Below are 26,696 nucleotides of genomic sequence, written 5' to 3'. Positions count from 1 at the left end.
AGCTGACATTGCCGGCCACCGCCGAGATTTCGAGCCGTCCGGCGTCGCCCGCGTCGCCCGCGACCGAGACCCGCGTGCCGGCGCCGAGCGTGATATCGCCCGCCTTCGCGGTGAGCCGCACCGCGCCGCCGGCGGACGACACGCTGGTGGAGTCGGTGGCGTCGCCATAGGTTCCGGTATAGCCGGGCGCCTCGACCACGGCGCCATCGGACAATGTGATCGCGCCCGCCGACGTCACCTGGACGAGGCCGCCGCTGGCGTGCAGAGTGGCGCCGCTGATCGCGACCGAACCGCCATTGAAGGTGAGCGCCGCGCCGGAAACGCCGCCGAGCTTGGCGATGTCGAGCTTCGCCGCGCCCGCATCGTCGATGCGCAAGGCGCCGGTGGTGGCGAGCGTCAGATCAGGAACCACCACGGCGCCGGCGCGCGATGCGCGGTCGCCGATATAGGGGGTATGCAGCGTCAGCGCCGCCGATCCGGCGTTGAACCCGGCGTTCCCGCCGGTGGCGTAGACGCCCTTGGTCGCCGCCAGCGTCACCCCGCCGGCGAAATAATTGGTCGTCGCGATGGTCGCCGCGCCCGACAGATCGACCGCCGCGCCGGTCGGGATGGTGAAAGTCGGCGTTGTGGTGACGGTGACGACGCCGCCCGCCGGGAGCGAGACCGTCTGCTCGTTCGAGGCGACATAATAGCTGGTGGCCTCGGCGACCTTGTAGGCGCCGGCCGCCAAGGCATAGGTCATGCCCGCAATGGTGATCTCGGCGCCGGACGCGATCGTGGCGCCGCTCGTCGCCGTCGGCGTGATCACGCCCGTGCCGACGGCGAGCGACACGCTGGCTCCGGCTTGCAGAATGATCTTGGTGTCCTGCAAGAAGGACTGCCCGGACGCGAACACCGTGCCGGCCGGGACGGTCACCACCGTATCGGCCGCGAGCGTGGCGCTTCGCGTCGCCGCGATGGTGGTGGCCTTCGTCGCCACCAGCCCGCCGGAGAACAGGATTTCGTCGGCCTTGATGGCGAGCGCGCCGGAGTTGGCGGCGCATTCGCCGCACACATAGCCCGCCGCGCCGGAATTGCCCAGCGTCACGGCGTCGGCGGCGATGGTGACGGCGCCGCCCTGCGTTCCCGCGAGGATCGAGGCGTCGAGCTTGAGCGCGCCGAACGAATAGGTCCCATCGGCGAAGTCGATCGAACTCTGCGAGCGCAGCGTCAGTTGCCCGCCGGTCTGGCTCAGCACGGCCTGCATTTCCGGCGTCAGCACCGTGCCGGCATAGCCCGGATCGGTGATGCCGAGGCCGATCCGGCCGGCGCCGAGCGCGACATATCTCGCCTTGTTCAGCGCGAGTCCGCTCGACAGCGCCACATTGCCGGAGGAGTCGAACATCACGGCGGCGCCGCTGAGCGTCGCGGCCCCGACCGTCAGCGTCGCGGTGTTGGCGAAATTGGCGCGGCTGGTGAGCCGCTCCGGCCCGTTGGCGACCCGCAGCAGCGCGCCGGCGCCGGACGTCGCGCTGTCGCCCATCGCATAGACGCCGTTGCGGGTGTCGGCCATCTCGCCGGTCGCGACGATCGCCGACCCGTCCGCGATCATGATCGACCCCTTCGCGGCGAACAGGATTTCCGCCGCCTCGATCGGATGCGCCGCGTCGTTGGCGATGGTGATCGAGCCGGCGCTGACGGCGAGATTTGTGGAGCCGTCGGAATTGTCGGTGCGGATCGCGCCGACCAACAGGCTTTCGGCGCCAAGATTGGTCAAGCTCGATGCGGTGATGGTGAGGGCGCCGTCGGCCGGGCTCGCGGGCGGCGACGAGACGATCGAGATGACGCCGCCGCCGATGTCGACCTTGGCGCCGCGGCCGCCAGCGGCGGCGGCCGAGCGCGCCACGGCGTCGATCAGCAGCGTCGAACCGGCGTTCAGCACCAGCTTGCCGGCGTCGATCGCCAGCGCCGGGGTGACAGTGTCGTTCTTGGCCGCGAGCTTTGCGAAATAGCTGTTGCCCGAGGTCAGCTTGATCGAGGAGTATTTCTCGAACACGCTCTGCGACTGCACCGCGAACAGCGCGGTCGATGACTGCGCCGCGCCCGACAGCGCGTTGCCGTAGGAGCCGACCGTGAGCACGGAGCCGTCGGCGCGGGTGGTGGAACTGCCGAGCGCCAGTTTGGTCGAGCCGGTCTGCTCCACCACCAGCGCCCCGCCCGCCAGCGTGGCGTACTGCGCCGGCAGCAGCGTGTACCATTTCAGACCCTCGCCGATGTCGATCAGCACCCGCGAGCCGACGCCCGTCACCGACGACAGCTTGGCGTAATTCGCCGAATAGACCGGGTCGTAGGCCGCAACCGCCTTGTCCGACAGGCCGGGAACGATGGCGTAGGCCTGCGCGCCGCCGGTATAGGTGGAACCGGTCTTGCTGGTGTAGGCGTCGTCGTTATAGCTGTTCAGCACGTCGCGCGAGCCGCCGGTCCCGGCGGCGAATTCATAAGCGGTGATGTCGCCGCCGCCGGAGATATTGATCACGGCGCCCGAGGTCACCTTGATGTTGGCGCCGGAAAGCGTCAGCAGCTTTGCCGGCGGCGCGCTCAGCGCGGCGCTGCCGGTCGGGGTAAAATACCATTCGACGCCATCGGTGGTGGCGCCGTAAGGGATGATCAACCCGTTGGCGGAGACCTCGGTGTAGCTGCCGTCGGTCAGCGTCAGGTCGCCGGTCGCCGCCAGCCTCAGGCTGCCGAGCGGCGTCCGGATCACCCCGCCCTGCACGATGTCGCCGGCCGACACCGTGAGGCTGCCGCCGGCGGAATACGGCGCATCCGGCAGCGCCGTCGTCGATCGCGCGAAGCTGATGGCGCCGCCGGTCTTGGCCGTGCTGATGGTCGCGGTGGCGCCGGTGGTCGGATAGACTTGAGCGGCGGCGATGGCGAGGTCGCCATTGACCGCCAGCAGCGCGGTGAGATTGTTGCTCACGTTGCTGGTGTAGCCGAGATAGCTGATCTTGTAGTCCGGCACGCCGGTGAGACGAAGGTCTCCGTCGCTGATCAGTTTCGTCGTCGCAACCGAGCGATCGAACAGCACCGCGCCGGTGATGTCGAATGCTTCGGTGGCGTGCAGCGTGACGGTGTTCAACCCGCTGAGGCCGGTCGTGATCCTGGTCAGCACGTCGATCGAGCTGAGCAGGCCGATATAGGGCGCGGTGACGGCGAGATCGCCGCCGGCCTTGATCACCACCGCGTTGGCGGTGGCGGTGTTGGTGTTCGCCGTCGTGAGGGTGCTGCCGCTGTCGTAGGGCCGCGAGGCGACGAACAACGCCTTGCCGAGGGCAAGCGTCACGTCGCCCTGCGAGCTCAGCGATCCCAGCGCCGCGAGCGAGGTGAAGCCGGACGCCATGATCTGGTCCGCCGACAACAAATTCGCGGCGTCGGCGACGCTTTGCGTCAGCACCACGTCGCCGAGCTCCAGCGCGCCGCCCTCGGCCGAGGCCGAGCCGCCCCTGGCGCTGAGGATCGCGCCTGACGAGATCGTAAAACCGTTGGGGGCCGAGATCGCGCCGGCGTCGCTCCAGGCCTGCGTGGCGGTGAGCGCGACGGCGCCCCGACGCGCCAGCGCAGCCCCGCTGGCGCCCGATGAGCTTGAGAACAACTGCGAATAGGTGTCGGAGGCGCCGTCCAGCGCCACGGTCGCGTCGGTCGCGATGGTCAGCTTCAGGCCCGGCCGGTAGCTGCCGGTCTTGATCTTGATCACGTCGAGATAGGAGCCGCGGTAGAAGCCGCTGTCGGAGGTCGAGGCCGACGCCAGGACGATCGAGCCGGCATCGTGGATCGCGCCGGCGCGCACGCCGGATATCCCGCTGGAAGCGGCGGCGTAGGGATTGATCACGCTGACGCCGGAGAGATCCGTGACGCCGCCCTCGGCAAGCACGATGCCGTCGCTGGCCTCGAGATCGCCGAGCAGATAGACCATCGAGGTCATCGCCAAGGTGGCGTTGGTGCTGCCGGAGACCTTGGAGGCCTTGGTCTCGACGATGGAGCCGTCGCTCTCGACCGTGAAGACATCGGAGAGCGCATGTGTGGCGGTGATCGTCTCATATCCCGCGAAGGCGCTTGGCAGCGTCTGCGACTGCACGATGTTGCCGCCCGGCAGCCGAATGGAGCCCTCATTGAGCAGTTTCGCCACCGTCAATACCGCGCCTGGGGCCGACACGATGCTGCCGCCGGCCTCCACTTTCAGTTCGATCATGCCGTCCAGCGTCAGATTCACCGCCTTCTGATCCCAGGTCTCGGTCGGCGTCGATGCGGTCAGGACGGTGGTGACATCGTCGCCCGTCGCAAGATTGCGCAGCGCGATCGCCTGTTGGGAGGTCAGCACGCTCGGCAGCAGCGCCTGCGACAGCAGCAGCGTCTCGCCCGCCTTGACTGTGTAGGTCTGGGTCTGCAGCAGCGCGTTGGCGCCGCCAAGGCTCACCCCCGAGGCGTTGACGAAGGCGTTGCCGACCAGCAGAGTCTTGTAGGAGGTGATGTCGTAGCTGGCGAAGCCCTTCTGGAAGAAGTCGAGCGGAATCGCGGTGGCGAGCGCGGTGTCGTCGGCCGAGCCCGAGCCGAATTTCACGTCGGGCGCCCACAGCGTGAAGGCGCCGCCGCCGGCAAAGCCCGCCGCCTTGATCGACGAAGGATCGAACTGAACCGTCGAGGTGATGGCGGTCGGGTTGATCGCGTCCGGCGCCCAGTATCCGGTCACATATTCGTAGCGGGCGCGAAAGCCGGTGAGTTCACCAAAACGCGCGTAGGATTCGGTGCTCGAATAAGTGACGTTCTCGAGCTGAGAGAAGCCGCTCTGATTGATCAGCGCGAGACTGCCGCCCTTCCCCGACAGATCCAGGGCGCCGTCCAGCTTCACGCGACCGCCGCTCGACAGGTCGATCAGTTTGGCGCCGGCGAGCAAAATGCTGCCGCTGACGTCGGTCGAGGCGGTGACGGCGCCGGTGATGTCGTAAAGGGATTGGTCGGTGACGGTGGCCGCGCTCACCATGGTGACGCCGCCGCCGTCGAGATAGGCCGGACCGTCGAGGTCCAGGCCGGTCTTGCCATAGTCGTTGACCCAGCGCCCGGCGACCGACAGCGTCCCGGTCACCGTGATATCGAACGAGCCGATCGCGGGCTTGTCGTCCGCGCTGCTGAAGGCGGAGCCGGTAGAGCCAAAATTGGCGGTCTCCAACAGAATTTTGCCGGACGGCGCCGTCACCGTCCCTGCTATTTTGATTGAGCGCCCCGCATAGGCGTCGAACACGCCGCCGGCGGCCAGGCTGACCGTGGCGTTGCTTGCAACGCTGATCGCGCCGGAGGTCCATAGCGAGACCTGCGACAGGCCGGAACCGCTCAGCAGCGCATCGGACAGCACGGTGACGCCGTCGACCGGCGCGGAATCCGAGGCGGCCACCACCCGGATGTCGCCGCCGGCGCCCATCCCGGAGCCGGGGCTGACGCCGATCTCCTGGACGAACAGCATGCCGCCGGCGGGGAGCTGCGAATTGGCCTTTTGCACATTGCGCAGGTCGCCGTAGACCGAGGTCTTTCCGCTGCCGGCCTCGCCCTTGGCGATCTGCCGGACTCCCGGATAGACTTCTCCGTTCAGCACGCCGTCGATCGAGGCCTGGGCCGACTTCACGGTCAGGCTGCCAGCGTCGCGTCCTTCGGCATAGGCGGCCTCGTAGCGCCCGTCGCCGCGCAGCAGGTTCGCCCAGGTCTCCGTGACGCCCCAATGGGCATGGTTCCGGGTGAACCCGCTGCTGGCGATCGCCACATAGGTGTTGGACAGGTCAGCGCCGCCGATATCGACGATGAGGCCGGTGCTGGTCAACAGCTTGGTGGTGGTGACGAGCCCCGCCTCGTAAGTCACCCAGCCGCCGGAGACGTCGATCAACGCGCCCGGCTTGACCGTCACGCTCGCCGAACCGTTGGTTGTGCCCGAATAGACGCCGCCATTGGTGCCGAGCGCCACATTGCCGCCCTTGGTCATCAATTGCGCGGCGGTGACCCCGACCGCCTCGTAATAGGCCGCGGCCGAGATCAGGGGCGAGCCGATCCAGGCGACGCCGTCGGAACGCACGCCCGACAGTCGCGCGTCTATCATCACCGTGGCGCCGTTGAGAAAACTGTTCTGGTAGCCGCCGCTGTCGGCGAGTTCGTTGCCCTTCAGCAGGATCGACAGATTGTAGCTCGAAGTCGGAACCGAGACGTCCTTGAGGCCGGCGACGTCGATGGTCGCTCCGTTTTCCACGACAATGTGGCCGGCGATGTAAACGTCCTGCCTGGTGTCCGTGTCCCAGTAGGAGCTTTGGGACGCGGCGACCAGCGTCTGGCCCGATTTCGCGCCGATCGTCACGTCGCCCGACGGCGCCCAGATCGTCGCGCCGGACTGAAGCGTCACGTCCGACGCGTAGCTGCCGATCCGCACCTGCGAGCTCTTGAAGGCGGCGAGCGAGGTCGCATCCTGCGGGATGGTTTCACCTTTGTCGTCCGCCGCCGCCATCACGATGCTGCCCGGCGAAAGCGTGATGGTCCGGCCGACGATGTCGATGGCGCCGTTCGCCGACACGCTGGTGGTCGAGCGCAGAATGCCGGAATTGGTGACTGTGGCGTAGCTGTTGCCGAGGCTGACATAGCCGCGCTCCGCTTCGATCAGCCCGCTGTTGACCACCGCGCCGTAGCCGCTGTCGATCAGATAGCCGCGCACATAGGGGTCGGTCGACGTCGAACTGCCGTCCGAAGCCGTCAGAGTCAATCCGCCGGTGAGCGCCTTGACGCCGGCGAGGCTCACCTGCCCGTCCGCCGCCGACAGCCTGCCGGCATTGGTCACGCTCGGCGCGATCAACAGGATCATGCCGCCGCTGTCGCTGGTGATCGTCGCGCCCTGCTCCACCTTCACCGCCGCGTCGCCCGGCGCCGTCGCCGCACTGGTCACGCCCGCGAAGGTCGACCCGCCCGTGTAGGTCTCGGCATAGCCGGTCAAGCCGTAGTTCAGGAACTCGTCGTTGCGCTGGGCGATGGTGCGCGCCACGCCGCCATCGGCGCTGCGCCCGATCTCCTGCGTCGAGGCGATCAGCGAGTGCACGTTGACCTGCGACCCGGCGCCGAAAATGACGCCGTTCTGGTTGATCACCAGCACGGCGCCGTCGGCCTTGATGGAGCCGAGAATCTGGCTCGGAGCGATCGAATTGCCGACCACCCGGTTCAGCGCCACCCAGTCATTATTGCCCTGCTGGTCGAACGTCAGCTTAGTCGCCGAACCGACATTGAAACTGTCCCACGACAGGATCGCCCGCGACTGCGTTTGCCTGATATTGACGTCGTATTTGCCGTTGCTGACGCTCTGCGTCGGCAGGCTGGCGCCGGTCCAGGCGGTGAGGCCGTCGGTGCTGCTGTTGGGATTGACCACCGGATGGAGCGCGCCGGCGCCAAGACCGTTGAAGCTCGAATTGCCGGCCCGCGCCGCGGCCTGCGCCGCCGTCTGCACCGACTGCAAGGCCTGCTTCGCGCGCAGCAAGGCGGCCTGGCTCTGCTTCGCCGCCGCGGCGGCCTGTTGCGCCGAGTCCAATGCGGCGCCCGTCGCGACGCTCACGGCGCCCGAACCCGAAGAGGCGGCGCCGCCGCAAATGCAGCGGGCGTCCGCCTGCGCCGTCAGCAGGAGCGCCATGAGGCTCACGCCAGCAAGCAGCGCTCTGCGTCTGAAAGGCTCAAGCAACCTGGGCGGGGAGGCGACAGGGAACGACCGGACGGCGGGAGCAGCGTTCGACATGGCAAGCCTTTGGTCAGTAATAAGGATGACAAATTTGCGTCAGCCGGCGCGCCGTCGCCCGCTCAGGCGCGGGCGCGCTCGTCCCGGCGGCTCGCGCCAATCAATTGAACGCAATCATCGACGGCCAGGTTGGACCGGATCGGCGGACGGACAGACATGGAAATCACCTTCGGAATCGGCGAATGGATCGGTCGGGTGACGACATCGGAGACTTTGTCGGCGCCCGCTCAATAATGTTGACGGGTCTCAACGACCCAACCCGACATATTCCGCCCGATTTTTTTTCCGATCAGCCAGCAATGGCCGTCGCCTCTAACTTAAAAGAACAAGGCCTCCAGGCAGCGTCTTGACCTGCACCCCGAAGACGGCTTGAAGCCGGGGCACGACTTCATCGATCCGATCGATCCGGAACGTGGCCAGCACCGGACGGCGACCAAGTTCCTTGTTCATCAAGAAAATCCTGCCCGGCCGATAGCGATTGACCTCCTCGATCACGCGCGCGAGCGGATCGTTGCGGAACACCAGCAATCCGCGCTCCCACGCGGTCACCGTATCGAGACCCACGCTGACCACCGACCCCAGGTCATATGCCGTGTAAACAATCTGCTCATGCGAACGCAGCCCTGCGGCGCGTCCCAGGTGCTCCACCCGAAGATCGCCCTCCAGGCAGGTGACGCAGACCATCTGGCCATCATAACGGACATTGAATCGCGCATTGCTCGCAATTGTCTCGCCCTGCGCCGCCACCACGGTCACTTGGCGCGACGCATCGTCCATGGCCGCGATCGCGGCCTCTCCGGAAATCAATTCGACACGATCGGCTTTCGCCTCGCCGGCCCCGGCCGCAAGCACCGCGATGCTGCTGCGCGTATTCAGCCTGACGAGCACGTTGTGCCGCAATGCGACTTCCTTCTGCTGGCCGACGCCGGTGCGAAAGTCGGCCGCCATCTCCGAGAGCGAAGGCCAAAGACCGAGCGGCGGCCGCATGGCGACATAGCCCACGGCGGCGGCCGAGGCCGCCAGCGCGCCGCCCAGAAAGGCTCTTCGCCCAAGCCCTCCCCCCGATGTTGAGGGGCGCCCGCGAGCGAAGGCCTGCGACGCGGCAGCGCTTCGGCTCAGAGATTCGGCCGCGGCGGGCCGCAACTGGTCCCAAAGCAGATTGGCCTCCGCGAAAGCTTGCCGGTGCGCGCGGCTGATCCGCCGCCAGCGATTCAGGGCTTGGACATCGGCCGCGGTGGCCTCGCCGGAGGTCAGGCGCAAGACCCATTCATATGCCTCGCTCTTGAGCGCCTCTGGTTCGACCTTAGCTGGTTGTGGGCTCATCGTGACTCGATTGCTGATGGTCTGGGCGGACGGAGCCGGGCCGCCGACGCCTCTACTATAAGGACGATTCTTGCGGCGGCGAACCGAACGGTCGCGGAGAAATTCTGCCCAGCCGCTCACCACAATGCTCAAGGGCGCGCTTCAGCTCCCGCTCGACCATTCGGGTGGAAACACCATGAGCGGCGGCGATATCCTTGTGTGGAATCTGATCCAGGCGCGCCGCAATGAAGATCGCCCGGCGCCGCGGCGGCAACTCATCAAGGGCCCGCGCAAGCGCGGCGATCTCTGAGCGCGATTCCGCGATGCGCTCGGGATCGATTTCATCATCGTCGAGATGACGCAACGCCTCGATCTCGGATAATGCAAGCTGGCGGCCATCGGCGTCGCGATGATCGGCCGCGACATTGAGCGCAATGCGGAACAGATATGCATCCGGTCGGTCGAGGGCGCCGGCATGGCCGGGGCGCTCCAGACGCAGCCAGGTGTCCTGCAACGCCTCGGCGGCAAGCTCGGTCGAGCCTAAACGACGCGCAAGTCGATATTTGAATTCGCTATAGCGCTCGACGAGAAGATCGCGTAGCGACGCCCATGAGGTCTCTTTCATGGCGTCGCACCCGCGCCGCGGATCATGCGGCATTCCTCTTTCGCCTGGTGTGGCAGCACCAACACCGTCGAGGGTTGCGACAGATCGGCCGGCGGCGGCTGACCGACGACCACTTGTTTCAGCAGGCCGGCCAGCGCCGTATCGCGGTCCGCGTCGCCCGTTGCGCCAAGAAACTGGACACGCGTCACCTCGCCCCCGGGTCCAACCCAGAGCCGCGCCACAACCCGGAATCCGCCAGGCCGGGTTTCACGAAACTGACAGAGCGCTTTCGTTACCGCCCACTGAAGCGCCGCGGAATATTCCGGGTAACGCGGCGCCCGGATCGGCGCCGATGATACGGCGGAAGCGTTGGGTACCAGGGTAATGGAGCCGTCGCCGATGCCATGGGGGGCGAGCGATGTGCCAGCCAACAAGATGCGAAGCGCATCTTCGGGAGTCAGCATGCCCGTGATCGCGGAAGTTCGAAACCGTGTCAGCATGTCGCCTGGAACGAGAATTTCGATGCCTGTGACCGAGCTATAAGCATAGAGAGCGTCGGCGAGCGGCTGCGCGGGAATGTCAAACTGGACAGGGATACCGAAGTGGGCTTGCTTGATCTCATTTGACTTCTGGGCGGCAACCGTAATCGTCGACGCCAGCATGAAATAAATGACAAAAAATAACGAAAAAAATATGTAAACGCAGATATAGGCGCCGATCGTCTGATCTGCCTTGAGTTGATGCTCGTCCGTTTTGAGCACTCTTGCTATCCACCTCTACTATTAATGACAGCAGTTTGCGGCTTCAAAGCACCCATATAGATGGAGGCGTCATTCAGAATCCTGAATAATAATTCCATCTGATCTCACTTACGTTAGAGGCGGTGCATTACGAATTAATGACATCGCGTTGATCGAGATCTGGGTCAGGAAATCTGGATAGGACGATAAGCGGCTTTTCCGCATGACAGCATCGGAGTCGGCGACCGCGATAGTCGCCTTATGGGCATCCAGTCCCACGAAAACGATCTTATTCATCAGGCCCGTCCCCCATGTCTGAGGCTCGGCGCCGGCCAACCCGGCGCAATCCTCGATTAGGGACATGCTGTGCGGCGCGCCGCCATCGCTTTTGCCAGGTGAACATAGGGTTCAGGTTAATCTCATGGCGCCACACAGCTGTCACGCTTTGCCACTAACTCTGTCCGATAGCGCCAGATCACCGTCGTAGGTAGGGTATGCTATTGTGTGCGCTGAAGCCTTGGCTGATCAGGCGGACAGCGGGCAGATGCCGTGGTCGTTATGCTTCTTGCTGATGAATCGAGACTGCCGATTTTTCTCTTGGCTTGTCCGGCGTCGCGCCTGTGGGTTGCGGTCGTGTCGGTGGTTTTCGCGATGACGGGCGCAGCTGCGGCGGAACAAGCGGGCGGACGGGATAAGGCCGGAGCCGTCGCGTTCAACATCGTTCCGCAGCCTCTGGAAGAGGGCCTCGATGCCTTTAGCTCGACCAGCAATGTGCAGGTTCTCTATGAGACGTCCCTGACGTCGGGGCGTCGTTCAGCGAACCTCCAAGGTGTATTTAAGCCCGAGGCGGCGCTGAAAGCGATGCTTGCCGGAACCGGCTTGACCGCTTGGCGCACCACCCAGGATTCATTTTCGCTCGTTCCGCATCAGGAGGTAGCCTCGTTGGGCGGCGACGTTCCTGGTCGTTCACCGCCGGAGATCGAAAGATTCGGGCATTTTTTGGGAGTCGTGCAGGCCGGTCTCCTCGACATGCTTTGCAGAACTGAGCAGACCCGTCCGGGACAGTACAAGGTTGCGCTCAGATTCACAGTCGGATCTTCCGGCGAGGTTTTGTCGAGCTCTTTGATGAATTCCACCGGCAACCGCGAGCGGGACGCGCAGATCGTCGCCGTGGTGGAGCGGCTGACGGTTAGCGAAGCGCCGCCTTCGCAACTACCACAACCGATCACCATGGTGATCGCGCCGCGCCCGCCCGACTTGACCGGCGATTGTGCTTCCGTTGATCGAATGCAGGCAAATCGATAAATGGCGGCGGACATGCCAACCGACAAGCAACGGCGTTTCCTTGCGGGTGCGGCGCGCCGTGCGCCAAATTCCGCCCTGAGTGTCTCTGCGGCTGTCGGTGTCGGCTGCAGAGGTGTTCTTGTGGCAGCCGCATGACCGAGTCGGCCTGGGTGACGCTGCGCCGACGCCTCGTCGAGAGCTACGATGAGCTTCGGATCCTGTTGACCCGCCGCCTCGGCTCAGAGGACCTCGCGCGGGAGACCTTACACGAGACATGGCTTCGCCTCGACCGGGTTGACGATGTTTCGGTGATGCGCAACCCGGACGCCTATCTCGCCCGCGTGGCGCTCAATCTCGCGACGGATCGTCAGCGTTTCGAAACGCGCCGGGCGCGCAAGTCCGATGTCAATGCCGTGCTCGACGATATCGTCGATGAAGCGCCCGACCAGGCGGAAGAACTTGAATCGCGTCGCGACTTGAAGATGTTCGAAGCCGCGATCTGGGAGCTGTCCGAGCGTCGTCGGGCCATCTTGATCGCAGCGCGGCTCGATCAGGAGCCGCATCAGAAGATCGCAGAGCGGCTCGGCATTTCGAAGCGGATGGTTCAGATCGAGCTGAAATACGCGCTGCAACATTGCAAAAGCCGTCTGGAGCGAAAATAGCGCCATGATGTTTCGCTTCGGGCTTGTGGAAATCGTCATAACAAGTAGGGCAGGCGGCGATCGCGGCCTGACGCGAGACGGCGAGAGCGGCGCATTCGCGGAATGACCGAGTCGGACGATCAGAAGATGGCAATCGATACGCGGGAGGATGAAGCCTTCGAGTGGCTGACGCGTCTGACCTCGGGCGAGGTCACCACGGCGGAATTGCAGGCGTTGGCGCTTTGGCGCGCGCAGAGTCCCGAGAACGAGGCGGCTTTCGTGGAAGCCGGCAAGCTGTGGCATTCCGTCAAGCCAGCTGTCGAGAGGGTTGCGCGGCAACGCCACGCCATTGCCGCAACGTCGTCCGTAACGGACATGCGAATGGGGCGTCGGGCCATGCTCGGCGGCGCGCTGGCCGCGAGTGCGGCCTATCTGATCGTGCGACCTCCGCTCGGCCTGTGGTCGTCGCTGTCCGAACTGACATCCGACTACAGGACCGTGACCGGCCAGCAGCGGCGGATTACGACCGAGGGAGGAGCTACAATCGAGATCAACACCCAAACCAGTATCGACATACGGCTGGCCGGCGACACCGAGCGGATCGAGCTGATCGCCGGCGAAGCGACAATCACAACGGCGGCGCATGCGGCTCGATCGATCGTCGCGCTGGCCGGCGACGGGCGCGCCACGGCGACGGATGCGATGTTCAATATGCGTCGCAATGGGTCTTCGGTCTGTATCACATGCGTGACCGGCGCTGTCCTGGTCGAGCAGCGTGGGCAGCCTGTCACGCTGCGGCAAAAGCAGCAGGTGTCCTGCACGGATGAGGGCTTGAGTCCGTTGGTTGAGATCGATCCGGCGAGCGTGACGGCTTGGCGGCAGGGTATCCTCGCCTTTCATGACGAACCGCTTGGCCGGGTCGTCGATGAAGTCAATCGCTACTGGCCCGGCAAGATCATCGTGGCGAATGCCAGCCTGGCGAAACGCCCGGTGACCGCGCGCTTTAAGCTCGACCGGCTCGAGGATGTCATCACACAGATCCAGCTGGTTTTTCATGCGAACGTCACAAGGCTGCCGGGAGGCGTTGTGGTCTTGAGTTCTTGAACGGCGCGAGGCCGGATCGACAGCGGGCATCTCTCAAAAAATCTTCGAATAAGCATTTCGTTCGCGGCATGGCTGGTTCGTCATACCGGTGAGAGGCATCCGATCGGTGCTCCGGGCAGCCGGAGGCGCCACTCGATGCGCCCGTGTTTTTCGCCGAAAGAGCAAATCGATGTCCGTTCATGCCGGTTCGACGCCTTCTTCGTTCTCCTGTTGGTCTTTCTCCCATCGATATGGCCGTCCGGCATTGCTGGCGGGGGTGAGCGCGCTGTCTTTGATGTTGGCCGCGCCGGCCCACGCCCGTTCGCTGAACGGTGGCGGCTTCGCGGTTTCGGCGCCTAACGTCGCCTCGGACGCCGCGGCGCAAGGGGCGCAGCAGGCCGCGGGCGTGGCTAAGCAGACGCAGGATTCGCTGGCGCGCGCCGCACGCGCTGTCCAGGACATGCAGGCTATGCAGGCGGCGGCGCGCGCTGCGGCAACCGGGCGGCAGACATCGTTGACGGCGCCGGCGGCGATCCCGAACGGCTTGGCCGCCGGTGGTCTGTTGCCGAACCCGCCGGCGGGCTGGAGTGGCGCCAATGCGCCGACGCAGGGCGTCGATGGCGCAGGGCGGACCCAGGTCAATATCCGCCAGACCGGCCAGCAGGCGATCCTGAACTGGACCAGCTTCAATGTCGGCGCCCGCACCACGCTGACCTTTGATCAGCAGGGCAACGCCAATTGGGTCGCGCTCAACCGCGTCAATGGCGCGACCGCGCCGAGTCAGATCCTCGGCGACATCAAGGCCGACGGCCATGTCTATGTGATCAACCAGAGCGGCGTCATCTTCGGCGGCGGCAGCCAGATCAATGTCGGCTCGCTGATCGCCTCGACCGCCGATATCAGCGACACCCAGTTCCGCAACACTGGCATTTATTCCACGCAAACCGGCAACAGCTACACACCAAGCTTCACGGCGGCCGGCGGCAAGGTGGTGGTCGAGGCCGGCGCCTCGATCTCCACGACTGCGCCGACTTCGGTAACGTCGGGCGGCGGCTATGTGCTGATGATCGGCAGCGAGGTCAGCAATGCCGGCGCCATCGCCACGCCGAAGGGCCAGACGATACTGGCGGCGGGCGATAACTTCATTTTGCGCAAGGGGTATAGCACCGACGCCAACCAGTTCTCGACCACCAATGGCAGCGAGATCGCGCCGGTGATCGCGGCCGGCAGCGCCGCCGGCCGCGTGACCAATACCGGCATCGTGCTGTCGCAGCAGGGCGACATCACGTTGGCCGGCCGGGGCGTGACGCAGGACGGCGTGCTGCTTTCCACCACGTCGGTCAACCAGCGCGGCTCCATCCATCTGTTGAACGCGGCCAGCGACGCCGGCGGCAGCGTGACGATGACCGGCAAGAGTCTGAGCTGGATCGTGCCGGAACTGGAGTCCAGCGATACTGCGCTCAATGCCCAGCGCGATGCGCTGATCGCCGCCTCGGGACTGAACCCGCTGGCCGCGCAGTTCGACAATCTGTCGCGGCTGACAGATCGTCGCGACCAGTCGCGCGTGGAGATCGTCACCGGCGGGCTGGTCAACTTCCAGAACGGCTCGCTCACGGTGGCGCAAGGCGGTCAGGTCGCCGTCAGCGCCGGCGCGCGCGTGTTCGCCGAGACCGGTTCGATCATCGATGTTTCGGGCGTGCAGGGCGCGGTACGGCCGATGTCGGCGAACCAGGTGGAGGTCAATGTCCAGGGCAGTGAGCTCAGGGACTCGCCTGTGAATCGCGACAGCGGCGCGTTGATCGGCAAGAACGTCTGGATCGATATCCGGGATCTGACTTTCGTGGCGGCGGGCACGGGCGGCTATGCCGGCGAGCGCTACTATACCAAGGGCGGGTTGCTGGAAATCGGCGGCTATCTCGGCAAAACCGGCCACACCATCGGCGAATGGGCGGCTGTGGGCGGCTCCATCACGCTTTCGGCGCCGCAAGTCGTCGCGCAGCAGGGCGCAAAGTTCGATATTTCCGGCGGTTCGGTCAGCTATCAAGGCGGCTGGATTCTTTCGACCGTGCTGATCGGTAGCGACGGTCGCAGGTATACGTTCGACAATGCGCCGGCCGATATGAAGGTCGTCGCGGCCGGCGGCGGCTTCGTGCGCACGCATCGTATTCAAGGCAAGGTGGCCGATGCGCTGACTGAAGTGTGGACCAACCCGCTCGATCGCGGCGCCACGGCGCGCTGGGAGGACGGCTACACCGTGGGCCGCGACGCCGGCCGTCTCAATCTCTCGACTCCCACATCGGTCTTCGAGGCGGATATCATCGCCAACGTCGTCACCGGCGAGCGGCAGTCGAGCGCGCGCGCCACAGGCGTCGCCGACGGCTACAAGCAGGCGCAGAACGCCGCGCCGCTCGCCGGCGCGCTCGGTCTTGCCCGCTATGACGCGACGCCAAATCAGGTTGCCGCCTACGGCTCGGATGTCCGCTTCAGCGATGTCGCCGATATCAGCGCCGGCCTGTCCGCCACCAACCTGCTGCCATCGGTCCGCACCAACACCGCCTGGTTCGACGCCGACCGCATCAATGCAGCCCATCTCGGCGGGCTCGATATCGGAACCAGCGACACCATCACCATCGATCGCCCGATCACGCTCGCCGCCGGCGGCAAGATCAACCTCAACGCGGCGGTGGTCGATATCAAGGCCGATGTCACCGCGCGGGGCGGCTCGCTGGTGATCGACAACGTGCTGGCGGGCGCCGCTTCGGGCGGGCGCGGCGCCTATGCGGCGTTGCTCAAGAATGGCCTCTCCTCCATCACTCTCTATGACGGCGCGACGCTCGATCTGCGCGGCCTCTGGGTCAACGCGGCGCTGGAGTCCGAGGACGAACCGAAGCAGGCATTCATCAACGGCGGTTCGGTCACGCTGCGCTCGACCCATGACGTGACGTTGCAAGCGGGCAGCGTCATCGACGTCTCGTCGGGCGCGGCGATCCTCGCCACCGGCAAGACCAAAGGTGGCATCGGCGGCAACGTGACGCTGATCGCCGACCAGCAGAATTCCACCGTGACGGCCAACGGCCTTCTGACCCTTGATGGCACGATCCGCGCCTATGGCGTCAGCGGCGGCGGCACGCTCAAGCTCGAATCCGGCACGGCGATCGCCATCGGCGGCAAGGTGCTGGCGACCGACGGCGTGCTCGGCGCCGGCGAGACGGCGCCGGCCGATCTGGTGCTGGCGCAGGACTATCAGGTCAAGGCCGGCGAGGTGCTTCCGGCGAGCTATTCCTATCAGGCCACCTGGTTCCAGCCCGGCGATACAGTGACCGGCGGCAAACCGGTCGTCGACAAGGTCACGCTGGCGGCAGACTGGACGCCGCCGCTTACGTCGAATCCCTACTTTACGTATTTGATCGAAACGGGCGCGGATAAAAAGGGACCACATTACAATATCAGCCATTGGTCGACCGTGGTGATCCCGGCGGGGACGGTCGTCAGCATCGATCCATATTATATAAATAGCTTGTACCTCTACACCTTGCCGGCTGCGGTGTTCCCGAATGGTCTGCCGTCGTCTGTCCCGTTCACCCGGACCGCGGCGGCCGGGACGCTGGCGCCGTCGGACGGCACGATTGCGGCCGGAACGCTGATTGCCGCGGGCACGGTGGTCCAGCGCGCGATGGCCGTCAAAGAGATCCTGCAGGTCGACGCGTCGCTGTTGCAGTCGGGGTTCTCCAGTTACGATATCAATGGCCGGCAAGGTGTGGTGGTTGCGGCCGGCGCCCGGCTCGATGTGGCGATGCCGATCTATCGCTTGACGGACGCGGCCTTCTCGGTCGCCACCGGCGAGGATCCCTCCCGCGCGCTCAGCGTCTGGACGCCGCCCGAATGGACCGAAGACGCCAGCAAAAGCAGCCTCACCCAGCGCGGCGGCGCCAGCCTGACCTTGCGCTCCAATGTCGGCGAGGGGACCCTGACGGTGGCGAGCGGCCCGATCAGCATTCAGGCCGGCGCGTCGATCCGCGTCGATACCGGCCAGTCGATCAGCCTGCAGGCCAAGGATTTCACTATCGACGGCGCGCTGACCGCGCCGGGCGGCACGATCAGCCTGACCCAGGCCGCGGCGAGCCTCAATCAGAGCACCGGCGACAACAAAGCCGGCCTGATCTGGATCGGCGATGACGCCGTGCTCGATGTCGCGGCCCGCGCGGTCACGGCGACCAACGCGCGCGGCGAGCGCTATGGCGTGGTCGGCAATGGCGGCTCGATCCTGATCGGCGGCGCGGTGGATTGGGAGACGACCGGCGAGTCCTTCACGCCGAATGCCTTCGCGGTGATCCGGCCCGGCGCGCGGCTCGATGCCTCCGGCGCCAGCGCGGTGCTCGACATTCCCGGTTCCGGGCTGGCGAAAACCAGCACGCCGCTCGAAGTTGCCAGCAATGGCGGCAGCATCGTCATCAAATCGAGCAACGGCCTCTATCTCGACGGGACCTTGCGCGCGGCAGGCGGTGGCGCGAACGCCGCCGGCGGCACGCTGGCGCTGGCGCTCGAAGCGCCGAATTATTTGAGCTTATCGACATCCGGCGACGTGTTGCGGCATCGTGAATTGGTCATCGCCAATGTTCAGGGCGACAGCGCCATCGCCGGCGCCGGCTCGATGGTCGAGGCCAAGGCCGGCCTGGTGACCGGCACGGCGCGGCTCGGCGTCGATCGCATCAAGGCCGGTGGCTTCGGCACGCTGTCGCTGCTGTCGGATGGCCTGATCTCCTTCGACGGCGACGTCACGCTGGCCATGAACCAGAGCCTGAGCCTCTATGCCGGCGCCTACGCGCTCGGCGCCAATGCCGGCGTGGATTCGCGGGTGTCGCTGGCGGCGCCCTATGTGCGGCTGGCCGGCGTGACGCGCCCTGGCAAGGATACCTACACGTTGCCCACGGTGCGGTGGGACGAGGGCTATGGCGCGCCGTCGCAACAGTCGGGCAGCGCCGTCTTCTCCGTCGCCGCCGATCTCATCGATATCCGCGACCGCGTGGTGTTCGGGGTGCATAAGTCCATCAATACCCAGGCCGAGAGCTACACCCTCGATCGCCGCGGCTTCGCGCTGGTCGATCTGCTGAGCCGCGGCGATGTCCGCATGCTCGGCGGAGCCCAGACGAGGGGCGCCCTGCTGCAGACGCCGGGCAATATCACCGTGACGGCCGCCCAGATCTATCCGGCGAGCCGGGCCACCGGGACGATCACTGCCGGCTATATCGCCGGCAGCGCCGCCAAGCTTCTCGTCGGCAGCGTGCTGAATATCCAGCGCTACGGCGACACCGATCCCGACGCGCCCTATTCCGCCTTCGGCCTCCTCACCCTGGCCGCCGATACCATCAACCAGGGCGGCGTGGTGCGCGCGCCGTTCGGTGGAATCGTGCTCGGCAGCCTCTCAAGCGGCAGCGTCCCGCAAGCGGATACGATCCATCTGCTGCCGGGCAGCATCACGTCGGTCAGCGGCGTCGGGCTGGTGATGCCCTATGGCGGCACGGTCGACGGCGTCAGCTACACCTATAACGGCGCGACGGTCGCGGCTTCCAGTCCGGCCATCACCCTCAACGGCCTGCATATCGACGCCGATGCGGGTTCGCTGATCGACCTGTCGGGCGGCGGCGAACTGACCGGCGCCGGCTTCGTCTCGGGGCGCGGCGGTTCGGTGAACATCCTGACCACGCCGCTAGTCAATGCCAATCCCGGTTACAGCTACAGCGCGAAGGGCAATCAGGTCTATGCGATCGTGCCGAGCAGCTCCGTTTCCTATGCGCCGGCGGTGCAGGAAGCGGGCTATGGCCTGCCGGCGGTGGGCCGCCAGATCACCATTCCCGAGGGCGTGCCGGGTCTTGCCGCCGGCGCCTACACCCTGATGCCCGCGACCTATGCACTGCTGCCGGGCGCCTATCGGGTGGAGCTGGGGAGCACCGTCAGTCCCGCCGTCACCGGCGTCGCTGCGACCGGCAGCGGTTCTTATATCGTCAGCGCCTATCTCAGCGTCGCCAATACGGCGATCCGCTCATCGCTGCCGAACCGGGTCATCATCACGGCGGCGGATCAGGTCCGCAAGCACTCGTCTTTCAACGAGACCACCTATGACGCCTACGTGCTGGCGAACGCCGAGACCAACAGCGTCGCGCGCGGCTGGATGACGGTCGATGCGGGCGGGCTGACCATGCTGCTCGACAAGGCGCGCGTCGGCGACGATCGCATGCAATTGCTGTTCGATGGCGCGCTGCGCATCAGGGCGGAGGCCGGCAGCGATGGCTATAGCGGGGCTGTCTCGATCACCGGCATCAGCGAAATCCTCGCGACCGGGCAGGGAGCCACCGCTGGTATGGTGGCGGCCTCGGTCTCCGCCGACGAACTTAGCAAGCTCGACGCGCCGCGTCTGAACCTGAACGACGGCTATTTCGGCGATATCGTCCTGCGCAGCGGCGCCCGTCTGTCGGCGGCCGAGATCGTCTTCAACTCGAGAGGAAGGTCGTGGCGCCAGGAGAGGGGCGCCATCACGATCGAGGAAGGCGCGACGATCAGCACCATCGGTCGCGGATCGCCGGGCAACGACACCAGTGCTCCCTACGTCGTCGACACCGGCATGCTGATCGTGTCCAATGGCGTGGTGACGTTGCTGCGGGGCGGGACGGAGTCGGCCAACGTCGACATCACGATCGGCGCCTGCGTCACCGCCGCCTGCAACCGGACCACCACGATCGCCTCCGAAGGCGCCATCGGCGTGATGACGGCGGGCGCCGTCACCGTCGCCGACAACGTCTCCTACGGCACCCGCAATCTCGTGCTGGGATTGTCGGCGATCAATCTCGGCTCCGATGCGAGTATCGCGACCGCCGCCGCCGCCGGTCGGCTGCCGACCGGGCTGACCCTCAACCAGGCCGTGCTGGCGCGCTTGCTGGCGGGCAACACCGCGATCGGCGCGCCGGCGCTGGAGACGCTGGCGCTCACTGCGCATGACGCGGTCAATGTGTTCGGCGACGTCACGCTCGACGCATCGACGCTGGGCCGTCTGGTGCTGGCGACGCCGGCAATCTACGGCTACGGCGCGGCCGGCAGCACCGCCACGATCCGCGCCGGCGAATTCGTCTGGACCGGCTCGTCATCGGCGCCGGGCGCGGCGATGGCCGACAGGCTCGGCGACGGCGCGCTCAACATCGTGGCGAACCGGGTCGTGTTCGGCTACGGTCCCAACACTCAACCCAGCACCACAATCGTCGACAACCGCATCGCGCTCGGCTTTGCCGCCGTCAACATCACGGCCGCCAGCTCCGTGACCTCGACCAACAAGAGCACGCTCGGCGTCTATGCCCGGCAGGGCGCCTATGACGCCGTGACCGGCTATCAACACAGCGGCGGCAACCTCACGATCACCACGCCGCTGTTCACCGGCGCGGCCGGCTCGGTCAACACCATCACCGCCGGCGGCGCTATCCGCATCGCCGGAACGGGCGGCGCAGCCGCCAGCGTCGATGAACTCGGCGCGACGCTGAAGCTGACCGGCGCCAATGTCCTCATCGATAGCAGCGTGGTGCTGCCGTCCGGGCGGCTGGAGTTGACGGCGGCGGGCGACATCGTGCTCGGCGACAACTCGCGGCTCGATCTGTCGGGCCGCGCCGTGGTGTTGTTCGATGTCACCAAATACAGCTGGGGCGGCGATCTGGTCATGAGCAGCAGCGCCGGCAACATCACCCAGGCGGCGGGATCGGTGATCGATCTGTCGGCGCAGTACAACAGCGGCGGAACCGCGACGGTCACGGCGCTCGGCGCGGGCGCCGGCCATGTCGATCTCGCCGGCGCGTTCCGCGGTGGCGCGACCGGCTTCTACGACGCGGGCGGCACCTATGTGCCCTACGATGCGGCCGAGCTTGACGTCTATGCGCAGACGCTGGCCGATTTCGCGGGGCTCAATGCCCGGCTCAATGCCGGCGAGCTGTTCGGCGCGCGCCGCTTCCAGATCAAGCAGGGCAGCCTCGTCGTCGGCAACGAAGTCAAGGCGCGCGAGGTCGAGATCACGCTCGACGGCGGCAGCCTCACCGTCAACGGCGCCATCGACGCCAGCGGCTTCCAGGTCGGCACGATCCGGCTGGCGGCGATGGGCGACCTGACCATCAACGGCACGCTCGACGCGCACGGCACAGGGATGCGTTTCGACAGCTACGGCAAGATCATCGAATCGCCGAACCGCGCCATCGTCGATCTGACGACGCGCATGGGCACGCTGACGATAGGCGGCAACGCGGCGTTCGATCTGCGCGCCGGCGCCAATGTGGCGTTCGGCGCAGGAACCTATCTCAATGACGGCGTCGCCCGCGGCACGCTGACGCTGAACGCGCCGCGCCTCGGCGGCTCAGGCGTTGCCGCCGGCGCGCGCGGCATCGACGGCGCCAATGACGTCGCCGTCAATGTCCAGGGCACGCCGCTGATCCGGGGCGCCAAGACCATCGCGGTCAATGCGTTCCGCATCTATGACGACGCGCCGCTCGCCGCCGCGCCCGACGTCACCGGCTACAAGCCGCAGGAGATCACGCAGAGCTATGTCGCTGATCTCGACAGCGACAGCGTCGCCTTCATCAATGCGGCGCTCGCCAACACGTCCTTGAGCGCCAGGCTCGCAGGTCTCGGCAGCTATCACCTGCGGCCCGGCGTCGATATCGTCAGCAAGGTCAGCGCCGACAATCCGAACGGCGACCTGACGGTGGCCGGCGATCTCGATCTGTCCGGCTATCGCTACGGGCCGAATGCCGATCGCAACGTGAATTCGGCGACCTACGGCTTCGGCGAGCCCGGCGCCTTCAACATCCGCGCCGTCGGCAATCTCAATATCCACGGCAGCATCAACGACGGCTTTGCGCCGCCGCCGTCGACGCCCGACGACGTCAAGGGTTGGCTGCTCGAGGAAGGCGTGGTGCCCTATGGCGGCGATCTGGTGCTGGCCACCGCGGTCACGCTCGAGACCGGAACGGTGTTCAAGGCCGGCGTCACGCTGAATTACGACCTTCCGGCCTATTTCGGTACCGAGAGGACCGGTGCGACCTCGCTGCCATCCGGCACGGTGCTGCCGGTGCGCGCCACCCTGGCAAGTTCGCTGGCTCTGTCGGCGGGCACGGTGGTGCAGGCGACCATCTACAATGCGGACGGCTCGGTGGCCTATGCCGCCGGCATGGTCCTGCCGAATGCGGTGACGCTGTCCGCCGGCATGCAACTCGGCGCCGGCACGGTGCTGAAGAGCGCCGCCAGCTTTGCGGCCTTGGTCTGGCCGAAGGGCGCGCCGCTGCCGGTGGACATGACCTCCACCGCGCAGATGACGCTCGCGGCCGGGTCGCTGATCCCGGCCCAGACCAACGTCAAGCTCGTCGGCGGCCAGGCGGTGGATCTGCGCGGGACGACAGGCGGCATCCAGGGCCGCAACTGGGCGCTCGCCTCGATGCTGGCCGCCGGGGCGAAATCGTCGGACCTGACGCTGGTGGCCGGCGCCGATCTCGGCTCGGCCAATGTGCGGGCGCGCAACGCGCTGGGCAAGGGCGACATCATTCTGGCCGATACCCACTACGTCGCGCGGTACGCCTCCGGTGGCGATCTCCTCAATTTGAACCAGGCGGGAGCGGAGGCCCTCTGCGCCGTGGTCTGTGGCGACTACCATTTTACGGTGAACGACCTGATCGGAAAGTCGGAAGCCCAAATCGCGACGCTCTTGGGCGGTTCATGGGCGGAGACCGTGGACTACTACGGGATGCCAGCCGATTTCTGGAATCCTGCGAAGGGCAATATCGAACTGGGCTTGACCCAGAAGGGACTCGATGCGCTGATGACCGCTCTGGGCGGTTACCTTCCCGACGGCATCACCGATCCGTCCGCGCTGCTCCACAAGACCCGGCTCGAGGTGGCCACGCTCTACGGCGACCCCAGTTACAGCTGGGACGATATGATAGGCCAGTATCCGTCCAATTTCGCGGATCCTGCGCAAAACAACCTCGGCCCCATCACCCTGCCGGCAACGACCACGGTGGTGGCGCCCTCGTTCAGCGTGGTCCGCACCGGCGCCGGCGACCTGTCGCTGGTCGCCGCCGGCAGCATCAAGATGCAGTCGCTCTACGGCGTCTACACCGCCGGCACGGCGACCGCGGTCGATCCAAGCTACAACCTCGCCCGCTCAGTCACGGCCGATGGCACGCTGCTCGGCAGCGCCAATGCCGATTACGCGACCGCCGCGCTGGCGTCCTATCAGGCGTGGTACCCGGATCACGGCGGCAACGTCCTGATCGCGGCGGGCGGCGATCTGATCGGCGACATCTACGGTCAGTCCTACCGGGCAAGCCCGTCGAGCGTGCTGACCGGAAACTGGCTGTGGCGCCAGGGCAGCGGCACCGCGGCGGTCGATGATACGATCGAGACCTCGTGGTGGATCAATTTCGGCGCCTACGTGCCGAAAAAAACCAACAGCACTAACTACGACATCCCCGATCTCGTCGGGTTCACCGGCATCGGCGCGCTCGGCGGCGGCAATATCACCATCCGCGTCGGCGGCAATGCCGGCGCGATCACGCAGCGCAACAGCACGGGCGGCGAGACCAGCGGCGTCGATCGCAGCCAGGGTCTGGTGGTTGCCGTCGGCAGCACCGGCCGCGTCGGCGCCGACGGATCGCTCACCTTGACCGGCGGCGGCGATATCGACATGCGGATTGCCGGCGCGCTCAATCCCAATCTCGCCATCACCACGGACTCCTCCGCCCAGAAGCAGGCCCTCGGCGGCTCGCTGATCAATCTGCGCGGCACCCTGAGCGTGGCCGCGGCGTCGATCGGCGGCATCGATCTGATCTACGGATTGCGGGACAGCTACGATACCCGCGGCGCCGACCCGTATGAGGCGACGCAGTCCCTGGCGACCTCCGGCATCACGGTGGCGCCCGGCGATGCCACGGTCTATCTGCAAACCCTGGGCGATCTCGTGCTCGGCGGCGCCGGCGATCCCGGTCGGTCGGTGACGCCGAGCAATTCCGCCTTCTCGGTCGGCGGCGTCGACTACGCCAGCGGCGGCGGAAGCTGGTTCACGCTGTGGACCGATCACACAGCGATCAATCTGGTCTCCGCCGGCGGCAATCTCACGCCGACCACCTCGACGAGCGACAGCGGCGCGCATAGCGGCGCTGGGAATAATAACTCCGACCAGAACACCACCGACGGATGGTTCACCTATCCATCGATCCTGCGGGCGGCGGCGCTCGGCGGCAGCATCTATTACGGAATCGATGCGCTGCCCTTGATGCGCTACAGTGGCGATTCGGCCGTCTATCCCACCATCACCCTGGCGCCATCGGCCACCGGCTCGCTGGAGATGCTGGCCCAGGATTCGATCTATGCCGGGCACTATGCGTTCAGCCTGTCCGGCGCCGGCACGGAATTGCCGACGCCGTTCAATCCGGCCTTCGCAGGCTACGAAAATGACGTTTATGGCAACATCAAATTGATCGTGACCAACGCGTCGCCAAACGGCATCCGGGATGTAAATACCGGCGGCCCGATCAGCGGATCGCTGTTCGTGTTCGGCCCGAACGATGCGAAAATCGCGCTCGACCGCGCGGATGACGCCGATCCCGTGCGCTTCTATGCCGGCGAAGGCGACATCGTCGGACTCGTCACCGGCGAGACGGTGACCTTTCTGAGCGGCAAGACCTGGCTCAATGCATCGGCTCCGGTCGTCGTGCGCGCGGGCCGCGACATCGTCGCGGCCGGCCTTGCGCCCGGCGTCACGGTGGCTGGCGCCGCCGCCATCAACGGGTATTCGCACGGCAACCTGATCGTGCACAGCGATGCGAACGACGTCTCGATCTTTTCCGCCGGACGCGACATTCTCTATGCCAATATCGACATCGCCGGCCCCGGCGCGCTCGAAATCTCGGCGGGGCGCAACCTGTACCAGGCCGCCAAGGGCGCGATCACCAGCCTCGGAGCGATCGCGTCGGGCGATACACGCCCGGGCGCCAGCATCGCGATTCTGGCCGGCGTCGGAGAGGCTGGACCGGATTACGAAAATCTGGCGGCGCTCTATCTCGATCCGAGCCGGCTGGCGGTGGCAGGCGTGCCGCTGGCCGACCAGCCCGGCAAGGTCGCCAAGACCTACGAGAAGGAACTCGCGGCCTGGCTGAAGGATCGTTACGGCTTTGACGGTACAGAAGCGGAAGCGTTGGCCTATTTCGGCGCCCTGGCGCCCGAGCGGCAGCGCATCTTCCTGCGTCAGGTCTACTTCGCCGAACTCACCGCCAGCGGCCGTGAATACAACGACAGCGCCAGCACCCGTTACGGCAGCTATCTGCGCGGCCGCAACGCGATCGCCGCGCTGTTCCCGGACCGGGACGGGAATGGACAGCCTGTCATGCGTGCGGGCGACATCACCATGTATGGCGGCGCCGGCGTCCGCACACAGAAGGGGGGCGACATCCAGATGCTCTCGCCGGGCGGGCGGACCATCATCGGCATCGAGGGACAAGCGCCGCCGGCGTCGGCGGGGCTGGTCACACTGGGTCAAGGCGACATCCAGCTTTACAGCAAGGGCAGCATCCTGCTCGGCCTGTCGCGCATCATGACCACCTTCGGCGGTGACATCATCGCCTGGTCCGCGGAAGGCGACATCAATGCCGGACGCGGCTCCAAGACCACCGTGGTCTATACCCCGCCGAGGCGCGTCTACGACAGCTACGGCAATGTGAGCCTGTCGCCGCAGGCCCCCTCATCGGGCGCTGGCATCGCGACGCTCAACCCGATCCCCGAGGTGAAGGCCGGCGACGTCGATCTGATCGCGCCGCTCGGCGCGATCGACGCCGGAGAAGCCGGCATCCGCGTCTCCGGCAACCTCAACCTGGCGGCGTTGCAGATTCTCAATGCCGCCAACATCCAGGTGCAGGGCAAGTCCACGGGCGTTCCGACCGTTCAGGCGCCGAACATCAGCGCCAGCCTGGCGGCGTCCAACGCGACCGCCGCCACGCAGCAGACGGCAGCGCCGAACGCCGGCTCCGGGAACGACCGGCCGTCAGTCATCATCGTTGAAGTGCTCGGCTATGGCGGCGGCGATGGCGAACCCCGCCAGCAGGAGGACAAGCGCCGTAACGACCGTGAACGACAGACCTATAATCAGAACAGCGCGGTGCAATTTGTCGCGTTCGGCGCCAAACAATAAGCAGAGACGGTTGTCGCGTTGTCATTAATCGTGAGATTCCGATGAATTTCGC

General features: G+C 66.2%; 8 protein-coding genes. 4 read left to right on the top strand and 4 right to left on the bottom strand.

Annotation, left to right across the window (positions count from 1 at the left end):
• The 4 genes from CCR94_RS17930 to CCR94_RS17915 all read right to left on the bottom strand — a co-directional run.
• On the bottom strand, window positions 1-7,681 hold a 7,681-nt coding region (locus CCR94_RS17930), incomplete at its 3' end, for a two-partner secretion domain-containing protein (protein ID WP_158254822.1).
• Between the two features lie 414 nt (window positions 7,682-8,095).
• Window positions 8,096-9,229, bottom strand: a complete 1,134-nt coding sequence (locus CCR94_RS17925) for a FecR family protein (protein ID WP_244594120.1) — start codon at window positions 9,227-9,229, stop codon at window positions 8,096-8,098.
• Window positions 9,162-9,710, bottom strand: a complete 549-nt coding sequence (locus CCR94_RS17920) for an RNA polymerase sigma factor (RefSeq protein WP_104509213.1) — start codon at window positions 9,708-9,710, stop codon at window positions 9,162-9,164. The genes CCR94_RS17925 and CCR94_RS17920 overlap by 68 nt, the downstream gene beginning before the upstream one ends.
• Complete coding sequence (locus CCR94_RS17915) at window positions 9,707-10,450, bottom strand: STN domain-containing protein (RefSeq protein WP_104509211.1); 744 nt, start codon at window positions 10,448-10,450, stop codon at window positions 9,707-9,709. Before CCR94_RS17915 ends, CCR94_RS17920 begins: the two co-directional genes overlap by 4 nt.
• 537 nt (window positions 10,451-10,987) lie before the next feature.
• On the opposite strand from CCR94_RS17915, the gene CCR94_RS17905 reads away from it, so the two are divergent.
• The 4 genes from CCR94_RS17905 (at window position 10,988) to CCR94_RS17890 (ending at window position 26,644) form a co-directional block, all read left to right on the top strand.
• Window positions 10,988-11,734, top strand: a complete 747-nt coding sequence (locus tag CCR94_RS17905; RefSeq protein ID WP_210302442.1) for a TonB family protein — start codon at window positions 10,988-10,990, stop codon at window positions 11,732-11,734.
• Between the two features lie 131 nt (window positions 11,735-11,865).
• Window positions 11,866-12,375 (top strand): RNA polymerase sigma factor, encoded by a 510-nt coding sequence (locus CCR94_RS17900; RefSeq protein WP_104509208.1) that lies wholly within the window; start codon window positions 11,866-11,868, stop codon window positions 12,373-12,375.
• A 102-nt stretch (window positions 12,376-12,477) separates the two neighbouring features.
• On the top strand, window positions 12,478-13,458 hold the full coding sequence (locus tag CCR94_RS17895) for a FecR family protein (protein WP_104509207.1): 981 nt from the start codon (window positions 12,478-12,480) through the stop codon (window positions 13,456-13,458).
• Between the two features lie 169 nt (window positions 13,459-13,627).
• On the top strand, window positions 13,628-26,644 hold the full coding sequence (locus CCR94_RS17890; RefSeq protein WP_210302435.1) for a filamentous haemagglutinin family protein: 13,017 nt from the start codon (window positions 13,628-13,630) through the stop codon (window positions 26,642-26,644).
• Window positions 26,645-26,696: the final 52 nt, after the last annotated feature.

This window comes from Rhodoblastus sphagnicola, from assembly GCF_002937075.1.
GTDB lineage: Bacteria > Pseudomonadota > Alphaproteobacteria > Rhizobiales > Beijerinckiaceae > Rhodoblastus > Rhodoblastus sphagnicola.
This window is presented reverse-complemented; position numbering and strand designations above follow the sequence as displayed.